10 protein-coding genes and 4 pseudogenes are annotated in these 13,506 nt (G+C 70.0%); 6 read left to right on the top strand and 8 right to left on the bottom strand.

Annotated features, from left to right (window positions below; all coding sequences use genetic code 11):
* Window positions 1-60: 60 nt before the first annotated feature.
* A complete protein-coding gene (locus tag AC3YO9_RS11715; RefSeq protein WP_489983476.1) occupies window positions 61-900 on the top strand; it encodes a helix-turn-helix domain-containing GNAT family N-acetyltransferase in 840 nt (279 codons plus the stop codon).
* Window positions 901-945: 45 nt separating this feature from the next.
* Here the strand turns inward: AC3YO9_RS11715 and AC3YO9_RS11710 are convergent.
* The 4 genes and pseudogenes from AC3YO9_RS11710 to AC3YO9_RS11695 all read right to left on the bottom strand — a co-directional run.
* A pseudogene (locus tag AC3YO9_RS11710) lies at window positions 946-1,097 on the bottom strand (arsenate reductase/protein-tyrosine-phosphatase family protein); the annotation flags it as partial.
* A gap of 45 nt (window positions 1,098-1,142) precedes the next feature.
* Window positions 1,143-1,803 (bottom strand): annotated as a pseudogene (locus tag AC3YO9_RS11705) (arsenate-mycothiol transferase ArsC).
* A gap of 63 nt (window positions 1,804-1,866) precedes the next feature.
* A pseudogene (gene arsB / locus AC3YO9_RS11700) lies at window positions 1,867-2,913 on the bottom strand (ACR3 family arsenite efflux transporter); the annotation flags it as partial.
* Window positions 2,910-3,311, bottom strand: a complete 402-nt coding sequence (locus AC3YO9_RS11695; protein WP_489983255.1) for an ArsR/SmtB family transcription factor — start codon at window positions 3,309-3,311, stop codon at window positions 2,910-2,912. The gene AC3YO9_RS11695 and the pseudogene arsB, both read right to left, overlap by 4 nt.
* A 666-nt stretch (window positions 3,312-3,977) precedes the next feature.
* On the opposite strand from AC3YO9_RS11695, the gene AC3YO9_RS11690 reads away from it, so the two are divergent.
* Window positions 3,978-5,480 (top strand): SulP family inorganic anion transporter, encoded by a 1,503-nt coding sequence (locus AC3YO9_RS11690; protein WP_489983254.1) that lies wholly within the window; start codon window positions 3,978-3,980, stop codon window positions 5,478-5,480.
* Between the two features lie 74 nt (window positions 5,481-5,554).
* On the top strand, window positions 5,555-5,920 hold the full coding sequence (locus tag AC3YO9_RS11685; protein WP_489983253.1) for a MerR family transcriptional regulator: 366 nt from the start codon (window positions 5,555-5,557) through the stop codon (window positions 5,918-5,920).
* A 64-nt stretch (window positions 5,921-5,984) separates the two neighbouring features.
* Here AC3YO9_RS11685 and add read toward each other — a convergent pair whose 3' ends face one another.
* Window positions 5,985-7,004 (bottom strand): adenosine deaminase, encoded by a 1,020-nt coding sequence (add, locus tag AC3YO9_RS11680; RefSeq protein WP_127782862.1) that lies wholly within the window; start codon window positions 7,002-7,004, stop codon window positions 5,985-5,987.
* 51 nt (window positions 7,005-7,055) lie between these two features.
* Window positions 7,056-7,230: pseudogene (locus tag AC3YO9_RS11675) on the bottom strand (IMP dehydrogenase); the annotation flags it as partial.
* An 84-nt stretch (window positions 7,231-7,314) separates the two neighbouring features.
* Between AC3YO9_RS11675 and AC3YO9_RS11670 the strand changes: the two are divergent.
* A complete protein-coding gene (locus AC3YO9_RS11670) occupies window positions 7,315-8,664 on the top strand; it encodes an NAD-dependent epimerase/dehydratase family protein (protein WP_489983252.1) in 1,350 nt (449 codons plus the stop codon).
* 332 nt (window positions 8,665-8,996) lie between these two features.
* On the opposite strand, the gene AC3YO9_RS11665 is transcribed toward AC3YO9_RS11670, so the two are convergent.
* Window positions 8,997-9,755: a hypothetical protein gene (locus AC3YO9_RS11665; protein WP_489983251.1), complete on the bottom strand. Its 759-nt coding sequence runs from the start codon at window positions 9,753-9,755 to the stop codon at window positions 8,997-8,999.
* A 147-nt stretch (window positions 9,756-9,902) separates the two neighbouring features.
* On the opposite strand from AC3YO9_RS11665, the gene AC3YO9_RS11660 reads away from it, so the two are divergent.
* Both AC3YO9_RS11660 and AC3YO9_RS11655 read left to right on the top strand, forming a co-directional pair.
* Complete coding sequence (locus tag AC3YO9_RS11660; RefSeq protein ID WP_489983250.1) at window positions 9,903-11,042, top strand: hypothetical protein; 1,140 nt, start codon at window positions 9,903-9,905, stop codon at window positions 11,040-11,042.
* Window positions 11,043-11,443: 401 nt separating this feature from the next.
* Window positions 11,444-12,763: a hypothetical protein gene (locus AC3YO9_RS11655; protein WP_489983249.1), complete on the top strand. Its 1,320-nt coding sequence runs from the start codon at window positions 11,444-11,446 to the stop codon at window positions 12,761-12,763.
* A gap of 35 nt (window positions 12,764-12,798) precedes the next feature.
* On the opposite strand, the gene AC3YO9_RS11650 is transcribed toward AC3YO9_RS11655, so the two are convergent.
* Window positions 12,799-13,440, bottom strand: coding sequence for a hypothetical protein (locus AC3YO9_RS11650; RefSeq protein ID WP_489983248.1), 642 nt, complete (start codon window positions 13,438-13,440; stop codon window positions 12,799-12,801).
* Between the last annotated feature and the right edge of the window lie 66 nt (window positions 13,441-13,506).

The following is a 13,506-nucleotide window of genomic DNA, read 5'->3' as shown; positions in this document are numbered from 1 at the left end:
GCCTCCACCACCACCGTCGATCGCCGCGTTGCCACCGGGGGCGGCAGTGCGGAGGTGTCGATGTCGCTTCCGCCTGCGGATGCGGTCACCTACGCCGCGTGGTTCGCCTGCCTGGCCGAGCCCACCCGGGTGCGCCTGCTCCACGAGGTCGCCAGCCGCCCGGCCGGCGTGAGTATCGGCCAGCTGGCGTCGGCTCTGGGGATCGGGCAGCCGACGATCTCCCACCACGTCCGCAAGCTCGCCGACGTCGGCTTTGTCACCGTGCACAAGGACGGGACCAGCTCGGTGGTGGTGGTCAACCCGTCGTGCTGCACTGGCCTGCCGAGTGCCGCCGATGCCGTGATGGGCCTGCTCACGCAGCGGCCTTGCTGCCCCGAGGACCTCCCCGATGACGTCACCGTCCGGTCGATGACCGCCGAGGACTGGGCGGCGGTGCGGCGCATCTACGGCGAGGGCATCGCCACCCGTGTCGCCACGTTCGCCACCGAGGTGCCGCCACGAAAGACGCTGGATGCCCGGTGGCTCCCGGACCACCGCTGGGTCGCCGAGATCGACGGCACCGTGGTCGGCTGGGCGGCGCTGACCCCCATCTCCGAGCGGGACTGCTACCGCGGGGTGGCCGAGAACTCGGTGTACGTCGCAGACGGCATGCGCGGTCGGGGCGTCGGCAAGGCGCTGCTGCGGAGGCAGGTGATCGCCGCCGACGAGGCCGGGCTGTGGACGCTGCAGACCGCGGTCTTGCCGGAGAACCGGGCCAGCATCGCCCTGCACCACTCGGCCGGGTTCCGCACCGTCGGGGTCCGCGAACGCATCGCCCAGCTCGACGGCGAGTGGCGCGACACGGTCTTGCTCGAACGGCGTTCCACCGCCGGGACGGTCACCAGCGGTGCCGCGTGCTGACGCCATGGACCTCGCGCTGGTTCTCCACCGGTCGGCCGGAGAACCGACAGCTCCCGGCCTCGTGGGCGCTGTCCGTGAGGCAGGGCTGCCCGCGGAGCGAACTTCGATCCGTCCCCGGCCAGGGCGGTGAGGAATCCGGCGGCCATCTGGGAGCGGCCGGCGTTGTGCACGCAGACGAACAGGACCGACGGCTTGTCGTTCGAGATGCGGTGGTCATCGAGAACCTTTCGAGGGGGTGGAGGTCAGGCGGAAGCGCTGGGCGTGGTGAGCTCGGTGAGCAGGCCGCGGACACGGACATCGATCTCCTCGCGGATCGCGCACCATCTGCGGCGATTGCCCCCGCGGGTCCGGCACCGACCAGTCGAGATACCGCTTCCCCGGGTAGACGGCGCACGCGTCGCCGCAGCCCATGGTGACCACCACGTCGGCCGCGGCGACCACCTCGTCGGTCAACGGCTTGGGATAGGCCTCCGCCAGATCCAGGCCGGCATCGGCCATCACCGCCACGACTGCACGATCGATCTCACCGGCCGGGGGCGAACCCGCCGAGTGGACATAGACACGGCTGCCGCTGTGATGGGCGAGCAGGGCCGCGGCCATCTGGGACCGTCCGGCGTTGTGGGTGCAGATGAACAGCACCTCGGGCGCTGTAGTGGCCACGGAACCGTCCGCGTGGGCGCGGGCGGTGAGGCGTTCGGCTGCCAGCCGTGGCGCGAGAGCCGTCAGGTGGGTGTGCACCGTGGCGGTCTCGCGCAGCGCTGCGTACGACTCGACCACCACCCGCTCCACAGTCTCCGGGGAGAAGATTCCGGTGTACCTGCCGGCGAGATGTTCGGCGGCCCGCCGCAGGACGGCGTCGGGGACGAGCAGCTCGGACTGATGACGGTCGGAATGCTGGGACATCGATGTCTCCTTGGCCTTCTCAGCTCACGATGCGACTGATGCGGGAGAGTCCGTGCGGGTGAAGCGCTTGCGCAGCGCGAGCGAGACGTAGACCAGTGCGACCAGGACGGGTACCTCGATCAGCGGGCCGACGACCCCGGCGAGGGCTTGCCCAGAGGTGACGCCGTAGGTGGCGATTGCGACGGCGATCGCGAGCTCGAAGTTGTTGCCGGCCGCGGTGAACGCGAGTGTGGTCGTGCGCTCGTAGCCCAGCCCCATCGCCGCACCGAGCGTGTATCCGCCGCCCCACATGATCGCGAAATAGGCCAGCAGCGGGAGCGCGATCCGCACGACGTCCAGCGGCCGCGAGGTGATCTGGTCACCTTGGAGAGCGAAGAGGATGACGATGGCGAACAGCAGGCCGTAGAGGGCCCAGGGGCCGATCTTGGGCAGGAACGTCGAGTCGTACCACTAGCGGCCCTTGGCCTTCTCCCCGAAGCGGCGGGTGAGGAACCCGGCGAGCAGGGGGATGCCCAGGAAGATCAGCACCGACTTCGCGATCTGCCACGGCGAGGTGTCGATGGTGGTCTGCTCGAGGCCGAGCCAGCCGGGCAGCACCGACAGGTAGAACCAGCCGAGGACGGCGAACATGATGACCTGGAAGACCGAGTTGATCGCCACCAGCACCGCGGCGGCCTCGCGGTCGCCGCAGGCGAGGTCGTTCCAGATGATGACCGTCGCGATGCACCGGGCCAGCCCGACGATGATCAGCCCGGTGCGGTACTCGGGCAGGTCGGGCAGCAGGAGCCAGGCCAGGGCAAACATCAGCGCTGGGCCGAGCACCCAGTTCAGCAGCAGCGAGCCGAGGAGCAGCTTGCGGCCACCGGTGACGGTGTCGAGGCGGTCGTAGCGGACCTTCGCCAGCACCGGGTACATCATGATCAGCAGGCCAAGCGCGATTGGCAGCGAGATACCGTCGAGCTCGACGGCGCCGAGCGCGTCCCCGAGTCCGGGGATCATCCGGCCCAGGAGCAGGCCGGCGACCATGGCGACGCCGATCCACACCGGCAGGAACCGATCCAGGGTCGAGAGCTTGCCCACGACCGCAGGGTGAGTGGCGGTCTCGGTCACTGCGCCACCTCCACCGCGGCGTCGACCGGCACACAGGCCGAACCCGCGACGACACCGGCCTCCAACGACAGCACCGCTGACAGCTGCACGAGCGCAGACGGGATCACCCGGTAGTAGACCCAGGTGCCACGGCGCTCACAGTCGAGCAGACCGGCCTCCCGCAGCACCTTGAGGTGATGCGAGATCGTCGGCTGCGACAGCTCGAAGGTCGGGGAGATGTCACACACGCAGGTCTCGCCGCTCTCGTGGCTCGCGATCAGGCTCAGCATGCGCAGACGCACCGGATCTCCCAGCGCCTTGAACATCCGAGCCAGGTCGGCGGCCCAATCTGGGGTCAGCGGCTCCTGGGCCAGAGGCGCACAGCACGTTTCGGCAACATGCGACATCTGATTCGACATACGTCTATATTGACTTGTACCTATTGCACCGTCAAGCGGATGGCGCCGACGCCCGCACCGCGTGGTAGTGCGCTTGAGTGATCGTGAGCTGGTGTCCGCCGCGGCGGCCCGCACGGCGTCAGCGCTGCTGGCCGATCTGGCGCTGGTGCTGGCGCTGGCGGAGTTGCCCACGTTGGACCCGGCGACAGCGCGGGCGCTGCTGGTCGAGCTGTTCACCATCCGGCGAGGTCGGAGGCGTCTGCGTCAGGGCTCGTCGAACACCCCGGCACCGCTAGACCCTTCTTCGGCGGTGCAGCTCGACACGGACCGCGTAACTCGTGATCTCCCGGTGATCTCGGTCAACCGAGGTGGCCGGAAGCGGACTCCCGCCACGCCTTGGGAGGTCGGTACACGGGCCGCGCCCCTCTCGGCTCAGCCGGGGCGTGGCGGTTGGTGGCTGCCCCTTCGGAGCCGGTGCTGCCTCTCGCCTGTCCTGGTGCGGCCTGTCGCCGTCCCCTAACCCTACCCTACCGTAAGGGTAGTGTACGTTTTCTGAAAGATCACCAGCCCCGCCACATGTGCGGGCGACGACAGCCGCCCCGATGCGGTGTCGCCTCCTTACCGCCGGTGCACGAGCGCGCTCGCCGATCGAGCGCGGTGCGCCTCCCAGTCTTGAACGGAGCCTTGATGGCAGAACAACCTCAGCTCAGTGCGCGACCCGACGGGTCGGTGCTCGGTGCACTCCGCGATCCATCCCGACTGAGGACCGAGGTGCTTGCCGGCCTGGTGGTGGCACTCGCCCTGATCCCTGAGGCGATCTCCTTCTCGATCATTGCCGGGGTGGACCCGCGGGTTGGGCTGTTCGCGTCCTTCACGATGGCTGTGACGATCGCGATCGTCGGCGGCAGACCAGCGATGATCTCGGCGGCGACCGGTGCGATCGCCCTGGTCATCGCCCCTCTCGCCCGGGAGCACGGACTTGACTACTTCATTGCCGCTGTCATCTTGGCGGGGGTCTTGCAGGTTGTTCTCAGCATGATCGGCGTTGCGAAGCTGATGCGGTTCATCCCGCGCAGCGTGATGGTCGGTTTCGTCAACGCACTGGCCATCTTGATCTTCACCTCCCAGCTCCCGCACCTGCTGGGGGTGCCGGCACTGGTGTATCCCATGGTCGTCATCGGCCTGCTGATCATGGTGCTGCTGCCCCGCTTGACCAACGTCATCCCCGCCCCGCTGGTGGCGATCGTGCTGCTCACGGCCGCGACGGTGGTCGGGGGGTTGAACGTGCCCGATGTCGGCGACGAAGGTGACATGCCCTCGAGCCTGCCGACGCTGTTCTTCCCCGATGTTCCCCTAACCGGCGAGACCCTGCGCATCATCGCCCCCTACGCCCTGGCGATGGCACTGGTTGGCCTGCTCGAGTCGCTGATGACCGCCAAGCTCGTGGACGACATCACCGACACCCGGTCCAACAAGACCCGTGAGGGGTGGGGTCAAGGCGTCGCGAACGTGGTCACCGGGTTCTTCGGCGGCATGGGCGGGTGCGCGATGATCGGGCAGACCATGATCAACGTGAAGGTCTCCGGCGCGCGCACCCGGATCTCCACCTTCCTCGCCGGGGTGTTCCTGCTGGTCCTCGTCGTGGGACTCGGTGACGTGGTCGCGCTCATCCCGATGGCTGCCCTGGTCGCGGTCATGATCATGGTGTCTGTGGGCACGATGGACTGGCATTCGCTCGCTCCGAAGACGCTGAGCCGCATGCCCAAGAGCGAGACCACGGTCATGCTCGCCACCGTTGCTGTCACGGTCGCCACCCACAACCTCGCCTACGGCGTCATCGTGGGGGTAGTCACCGCGATGGTGCTCTTTGCCCGCCGAGTGGCGCACCTGACGGAGGTCGTCGAGGTGGCCCATCCCGACGTCGACACTCGGGTGTACGCAGTGCGCGGCCCGTTGTTCTTCGCCTCCAGCAACGACCTGGTCTACCAGTTCGACTACGTCGGCGACCCGAAGAACGTGGTCATTGACCTGGCCGGGTCCCACATCTGGGACGCCTCCACCGTCGCCACCCTCGACGCCATCACCACCAAGTACGCGGCCAAGGGCAAGAACGTCGAGATCATCGGACTCAACCCCGCCTCGGCCGAACGGCACCAGCGCCTGAGCGGACAGCTTGGTGCCAGCCACTGACATCATGAAGTGATGCGAGGAAGAGACGGCAAACGACGATGACGCAGTCAGGTAGCTCCGTGGTGGGTCCGCACATGCAGATCGGTGAGGTCGCCGAGCGCACCGAGCTGTCGATCAAGACGATCCGGCACTACGACGACGTGGGCCTGGTGACGCCGACCGCACGCAGCACGGGTGGCTTCCGGCTCTATACCGAGGCCGACGTGCAACGCCTGCTGGTCATCCGACGCATGAAGCCCCTCGGGTTCTCGCTGGAGGAGATGCGACGGCTGCTGGAGTCGCTGGAGATCCTGTCCGGCGCTCGGGGCCGGAGCGACGCCTCCGCGGCGTCGGCCTTCGTGGCGGAGTGCCACGAACGCGCCCAGGAGAGCTGCCGCAAGCTGCGCACCCAGCTGGCGTACGCAGAAGAGTTGACCCTGCTGCTGGCCGAGCACACCTGACGTGGCGAACGGCGCCGCCGGCAGGTGCCAGCAGCGCCGTTCGGGTGCGCGCGAGAGCGGGAGGTCAGGCCGGCAGCGCGGCGTCGATCTCGGCGAGGAACTGCGCCCGCAGCGTCGCCGGCAGCCACGCGGTCTTGAAGGCGTTGCGGGCCAGCGTGGCCGCCTCCTCGATGGTCAGCGGGGTCTCCTCGTGCACGCGCAGCAGGCACTCACCGACGTAGCCGTCGAAGTAGGCGGGGTCGTCGGAGTGCACGCTCACCTGCACACCCGCGTCCAGGAGCCGCTTGGTGGCGCCCTCCCAGACGGAGCCACGCACGAAGCTGTTGGAGATGGGGCAGACGGTGAGCCCGATGCCGCGCTCGACAACCTCGGCAAGCAGCGCGGGGTCGTCCAGGATGTTCACGCCGTGGTCGATGCGGTCGACGCCGATGACGTCCAGCGCCTGCCGGATGTGGTCGAGCGTGCCGGGCTGGTCGACGTCGCAGTGCATGGTCAGCAGGTAGCCCTCGGCGCGGGCCCGGGCGAAGACCTGCTCGAACTTCACCGGCGGGTTGCCCCGCTCGTCGGAGTCCAGGCCCACCCCGATGATCCAGTCCTTGTACGGCAGCGACTCCATGAGCGTGGCCATCGCGTACTCGGCGGAGAAGTCGCGGAGGAAGCACATGATCAGCTCGGCGTGCAGGTCCAGCGTGCGACGCGCGTCCACGATGGCTCGGCGCAGCCCGCGGACGACGGTGCTGAACTCCACGCCGCGGGAGGTGTGCGCCTGGGGGTCGAAGAAGATCTCGACGTAGCGCACCTTCTGCGAGGCGGCCTTGGTGAAGTAGGCCGTGGCCAGGTCGTAGAAGTCCTGCTCGGTGACCAGCACCTGCATGTTGCGGTAGTAGCCGACCAGGAAGCTGGTCAGGTCGTTGAAGGGGTTCTCCCGCTTCATCTCCGCGGCGTCGGCGTAAGGCATCTCGATGCCGTTGCGCCGGGCCAGCTCGAACACGAGCTCACCCTCCAGGGTGCCCTCGATGTGCAGGTGCAGCTCGCACTTGGGCACCTGGGCGATGAAGTTCTCCACGGTCTTGTCGCTGTTCATGTTCCAATTTTCCCATCCAGTCGCCTCGGTGCACTGCCCGGGTCACTGACGTCAGGACCACAGCAGCACCTTGATGGCGCGCCGCTCGTCCATCGCCCGGTAGCCCTCGGCGGCGTCGTCCAGCGGCACCTCGAGGTTGAAAACCTGCCCCGGGGTGGACCTTGCGCTACCAGATCAGGTCGGTCAGGTCGGTCAGGAACCGGCGCACCGGGGCGGGTCCGCCGTGCGGGATGCGGGTGAGGCTCGCGCATGGCGCAGGATCACCCCCGAGGGGCGCGGCCGCGCACCGCAGCGACGACGAGGAGGCTCCGTGATCGACGACGTGATCGCCCGCTGGCACCGGTACATGCTAGGTGAGCTGCCCGGCGGTCTCGACGAGCTGCTCGCCGATAACGTGGTCTTCTACTCGCCGGTGGTCTACACCCCGCAGCGCGGGAAGCCGGTCACGACGCAGTACCTCGAGGCAGCGGCCGCCGCGCTGGCTGGTGGGCCGGACGGCGCCTTCCAGTACACGAAGCAGGTCCTCGCGGGCGACACCGCGGTGCTCGAGTTCGAGACGAGCGTGGAGGGCAAGTACGTCAACGGCGTCGACATCATCAGGTGCGACGACACGGGCCGGATCGTGGAGTTCCGCGTCATGATGCGGCCCCTGCAGGCGATCCAGGCCGTGCACGAGCAGATGGGTCGGCGCCTGGCTGCCGGCAGTCGTTCGCAGCGCAGTGGGCGCCGTGTCGCTGGCAGTGTGAATGACATGGCTGAGAACTCTTCTGTCGTCGTGGTGACCGGTGCGAACGGACTGGTGGGTGCCGCGGTGTGCCGGGCGCTCGTCGAGCGGGAGGCACAGGTGCGCGCCATCGTCCGCCGCGCCGGCAGTGCGCCTGCACTCCCCGGTGTCACCGAGCACGTCGGCGACTTCGCCGACGAGGGCCTGGCCCGGGCAGTGGTCCAGGGTGCCGATGCGGTAGTCACGACGGTCCACCCGATGGGATCGTCGCGGGAGGCGCAGCACCGGGTGGGGGTCGAGGGGACGGCGTTGCTCGCTCGGGCTGCCCGGGACGCCGGCGTCGCCCGGTTCGTGCACATGTCGACGGCTGGGGTCTACGACCGCTCGGCGGGCGTCGGGGACGTGGCCGAGGACGGGGCACTCCTGCCCGAGGGCAGCGGCGACTACCCCGACACCAAGAACGCCGCCGACGCCGCGCTGGCGCAGGTCGCCGGGCTCACGACCGTGCTGGTCCGCCCGCCGGCGATCTTGGGTGCAGGTGAGACGTCCGTGTGGAACACGCTGCGCCCGCAACAGGTTCGAGACGGTGAACGCCGAGCGAATCCGGCGAAGACCTGGGCCTGGGTGCACGTCGACGACCTGGCGGCCCTGATCGCGGACGTCGCCACGGGCACCGTCGCGACCTCCGACGACCCGGAGCGAGGCCCCGAGGACGGGAGCGTGACGCCGGTCATCGTGGCGGGCGAGCCGGCGACGTGGCGGGACTACCTCGGCACCGTGACCGACGCGTTGGGCGTGGAGCCCGAGTGGACCGACGAGCAGGTCTGGACCGGGCAGCTCCGGGCCGACCGCGCACGGGGCTGGGGCTGGGCGCCGCGAGTGGGCCTTGCGGAGGCGATGGCAGAGCTGCGGCGGAGCGTGACGGCCCTCGAGTGAGGGCTCCGCGGATCGGGCGATCCGCCGTCTGCGCGACAGGCCTGCAGTGCACCTGTGCGCGTCACTACCTGATCACGTGGTGGGTCGGGCCGCTCAGGCGACGGTCCGCAGCCCCTCGACCAGCGGGGTGGTGGGGCGGCCCGGGAGGCGGGCGAGGTCACCGTTCGGGAAGGCAAAATTCCGGCCCGGATCCCGGCGTCCACGCTGACCACCATCGCGGCCAGTGGCTCGGGGACGCCCGCCTCGGTGAGGGCGGCCAGGTGCTCCTCGGGCATGACCGACTTGCGGACCACGTCGCGGCCGAGGACCTTGCTTCCCCGTCTTCGCTGGTCTCAGTCGGTGGCGCGGCTGGCGCGCGTGGGCAGCTCGGGGTCGTCCGGGTGCAAGGGGCCCACGACCTCGCGCCACGCCCAGGTCATCTCGTCGTAGAGGTCCTGGAAGAAGCCAAACTTCCCCCGCAGGTCTCGCAGCGCCAGGGCTCGCGCAGCGCCCTCGATGTCGCGCCCCGGGCTCCACCCACGAAAGAGCGACATCATCCGCTCACCACCGCCACCGTTCGCGGCGGAGAGGGCGTCGTCGGAGGCGTTCAGCGCCGCCTCGGCCACCCGCCTGGTGGCGTAGGCGCGCTCAGCACGCTCGGCGACCGCGATCGTCGGGTGCGGCACCACGGCGTTCTGCCGGGACGCCGCCGCGATCTGCTGCGTCTCGTCTGCGGTGAGCACCCCGGCGCGGCGCACGAACGCCACGACCTCCGCCCACTGGGGGCCGAACGCTTGGGCAAGCACCGTGGTGCTGACCCGGGTCGACTGCAGCAGCGCGTCTACCCGCGTCGCAGTGTCGCCGCGGCCCTTGGCGGAGCTGGTGGTGCGCAGCAGGTGGTTGACCACCTCGCGGGCGAGGTGTCCGTCGCCAGGTACTCGGGCGCGGCGCAGCAGCTCCTTCTCCAGCTGCCTGCCGACGAGCGGCTGGTCGCCAGGCTCGGCGACGAGGTCGGCGAACAGCTGCTGCAGCGACGCGCAGATGTCTAGCGCACCTGCTCCGCCGTCGCCGGTGGGTGGCGTGGTGGAGGTCTGCTCGTCGCTGGTGGTCACTGTCAGACATCCCTGAGCCGAGGGGTGGGGCCCGGTGCTCCCGCCGCTGCACTGGGCATCGTGCCACCTGCGACCTGAGGACGAGCCGGTGCCACGGGTCGGGCCCAGCGAGGAACGGCTCGGCGCCGTCGCCCCGGGGGTGGTTGGGTGGTCGGCACGGGCCCGCGGGGGGAGATGTCCATCAGCGCCGGAGAGCTGCACCACCAGGACGACTCGTGCACGAGTGCGGCTCCGCCGTGCCCCTTCTCGCTCGAGGTGTCGCCGATCGCCCGCTTCTTGAACGTCGAGCTGTCGGACGATCCGACCTACGACGGCCTCGAGCTGCAGTGGTTCGACGACGACCTGCACGGCACAGGCATGCTGGCCTTCTTGTCTCGGCGGGCCGACCGGCGCGTGGACTACTACCTCGAGCCGGGCCTTCGGGTGGACCCGGCCGGCTACGAGATCGGCGGAGGGATCGGGCACTGGGGTGAGACGGAGTTCTCCGTCGCGCGACTGGAGGTCGCCGAGGACGGCGTCGTTGCTGAGGTGCGGTTCACCGACGTGGAAGGACGCGAGGTCGAGGTCCGGGTGGACGACCGCGACGGTCGGCGGCGTCGCCGGGCGCAGCTGCTCGCACCGGTCAGCGCGGGAGTCGACCGACCAACGGCGCTGTTGCTCGTGTGGCTGGGCCGGTTTGACCTGGTTCGCGTCACCAGCACTCCGCCGACCATCCGGATCGGTGGGCACCAGGTCTCCACGGGACGACTGCCGGGAGCGCGCCTGCATCGCAGGCACCTCATCAAGTACGCCGCGCCGCTGTGCGCCGTCGGGGTCAATCGCGGCCAGGACGGCCCGCTGCCTCCTGGGAAGGCTGGGCAGCGCGTGGAGCTGACACCCGACCGGTCGGGAATCACGGCCGTCGGTGCCGAGCACGGTGGACACCGCGCCCGCGTCGACCTCGACCCGGCACTGCCCGACGTCCGCGCCCTAGCCGACGGCGCGGCTGCGACGGGGCACTGGCACGTGTCCGTCGACGGCGCCCGCGTGACGGGTGGTGCGTGGTTGGCGCAGCGCCGCGGCGACCAAGTGGCCCTGGGCCTGGACGTGACGCAGCGGTGGCGGCCAGGGCCCCTGCCGTGGCTGATGCGTCTGGTGACCACCCTCGTGCCCGTGTTCCGGCGCTGGCCCACCACCTACCGCTGGCGGGCCGTCGTGCAGCTGGGTGAGACCGCAACCATGGCGTCCCACTGGGAGCGAACGGCTCCCGGCGGGGCCACCGGCTACCGCCGCTGGACCCGTTCTTGACCGGATCGGTGCCAGCCCTCCGGGCCGGCAAGAACCAGGCCCGAGGCTCCTGCAGAGTGGGTCCCGTCGAGCAGGCAGCCCTTGCTGACACGCGTGACAACAGTGCTCTGGCCTGCTAGTTTCGCGGTGAACCGCCGGGACAGGACGCGTGGGTCCAGGAGCTGGTCGTGGTTGACGTTCGTCGTGCTGGCGGTGGGGTTGTGGGTAGCCCCTGCGCAGGCAGAGCCCTGTCGGTGCCGACGTTGGTCGCTGGTCAGTGAGGATGTCCCATGATTGGTTCTCGATCCGCCCGTTCCCGAGTCCTGCTGAGTGCTGGCGCACTCGCCGCGGTGACGGCGCTCACCGCCGCTCCGGTCGCCTCAGCGGCGCCGGCTGCTCCTGCGTACACCGCGCAGCGCACGGTGCTTGACGATGCGGGGCAGCCGCGCGCGGTGGCCGTGCACCGCACCACCGGAACCACCTACGTCGCGGTGTCCAGCGGCGACGGGACCGGACCCGGGGTGCTCACCGTGGTCGACGGTAACCCCCCAGGGGTGCGCGCGAGCGTGCCGCTGGCCGGCGGTGCCTCAGACGTCGCCGTCGACGAGGCCCGCAACCGCGTCTACGTCACGTCCCCCGGAAACGACGGTGCGCCCAGCTCGATCACGGTGGTCGACGCGTCCACGGGCGCGGTGCTGCAGCAGGTTCCCGTCCCGCCGGGCTCGGACTTCGCCGGCGGCGCACGGGCGGTGGCGGTGGACGGCCGGGACGGAGCTCCCTACGTCCTGGTCGGCGACCAGCTGCGCCGCCTCGACCCGGCGAGCCTGCTGCCCACCGCGACGCTGCGGGAGAGCGAGGCAGGTGACGTCGACATCGACGAGCGCACCGGAGCGGCCGTGCTCACCTTCCCCGGCGTCAGCACCAGTGGCGAGTTCTCCTACGTCGGTTTCGTCGATCTGAGTCGATTCGTCGACCTTCCCGCCGAGGACACCGCGATTCTCGGGTTGCTGGATTCGGTCGCGGTCGACGACACCACGGGCCGGGCCTACGTCGTGCGGCGGGGGACCGTCGTCCCGAACTTCCTCACCGCGTCGTTCGCGGCTGGCGGGATCGAGGTGTTCGACGTGGCGTCCCGGGCCCGGTCGGCGACCATCACCGTCCCCGGAGACCCGATCGGGGTGAGCATCGACGCGATGAGTCGCACGGGCTACGCCGCTGAGCGCAACGGGGTGGTCGGGGTGTTCGACCTCGACACCAACACGGTGGTGGGCAGCCCAGGAGTGCCCAGTCCGGCCGCCCTGGCCAGCGACGCCGCCGGCGTGCAGGTCGCGACAGTGGGACCCGCGCTGGTCAGGCTGACCCAGGCGGGCTCGACGACGCCCACCACCACCACGGTCCAGCCTTCGGTGAACGCCTCGGTGGGCAATCTCGGTTCCTTGATCACCGTCGCGATCGCCAACGGTGGTGGTGGCCGGGTGGCCTTCACCGCAGACGGCGCGCCTATTCTCGGTTGCGGATTTCAGCCGGTGGTCAACGGGCTCTCCTACTGCATCCCCGAGCGCCCCTTTGACCGCGCTGGGGAAGTCGTCATCGAGGCCACCTACAGCGGGGACGACACGCACGCGGCATCTCGCGGCGCCGCACCGATCACCGTCGCCCCGTCGACCGACCCGTTCAGCTTCGCGCTCGGCCAGGCCCTCCGATTCCTCCAGCTCTTCCTCGTCGGGTCACGCCTGCCCTGACCTGACGTCGCCTCGGTGCATCACTCGGGTGAGGGCTACCGCGGCAGCCGGTCGAGCCAGTGGCGCAGGCGGTCGGCCATCTGGCGGCTGTCCTGCGCGGCCGGGTCAGTCCGCGAGCTGATCGAGCTCAGGTGCTGCTGAATGAAGGCCCAGCCCTCGTCCGGACGACCCAGGCGGGCGAGCAGCACCGCGACCGTGCAGGGCCCCGCCGCCGAGGCCATGATCGTTCCCGAGGACTTCACCGCCTGCAGCACGCGCTCGGGATCGGCCGCGAGCCGCTCCAGGTAGGGCTGGGCGTGGTCACGGGTCGCGGCGGCCAGCTCGGCGGCGACCGGGGCCGCCGTCTCCGGTGTCACCAGCCAGCTCCGCCAGGTGGGCGCGGGCATCAGGTAGCCGATGCTGGTGACGGCGCTGGTCGAGCGGTAGCCGCCGTCCTGGTAGGTGCTCTGGAGGAGCTCGCGGACCACCGGCTGCACGTCGTCACGGCCCAGGTGGACGAACAACGTGGCGTGGCCCGTGCCAGCTGCGGCGTACCGGGAGGCGACGCTGGCGGCGAGGACACCGGTGTACTCGGGAGCAATCGAGCGGGTGAACCACCCGGCTGCCCGGGGCCGCCAGCCGATCGCCTGCATCGGTTCCCGCAGGGCCTGTTCCATCAGCTGCCGGCCCGTAGTCACTCGGTGACGCTAACCGGTGCCGACGACAGCCAGCCGGGTGCGCCCGGGTTTGCATCTCGACGCCAT

It is taken from the genome of Rhodococcus sp. Z6_132, from assembly GCF_058133635.1.
This window is presented reverse-complemented; position numbering and strand designations above follow the sequence as displayed.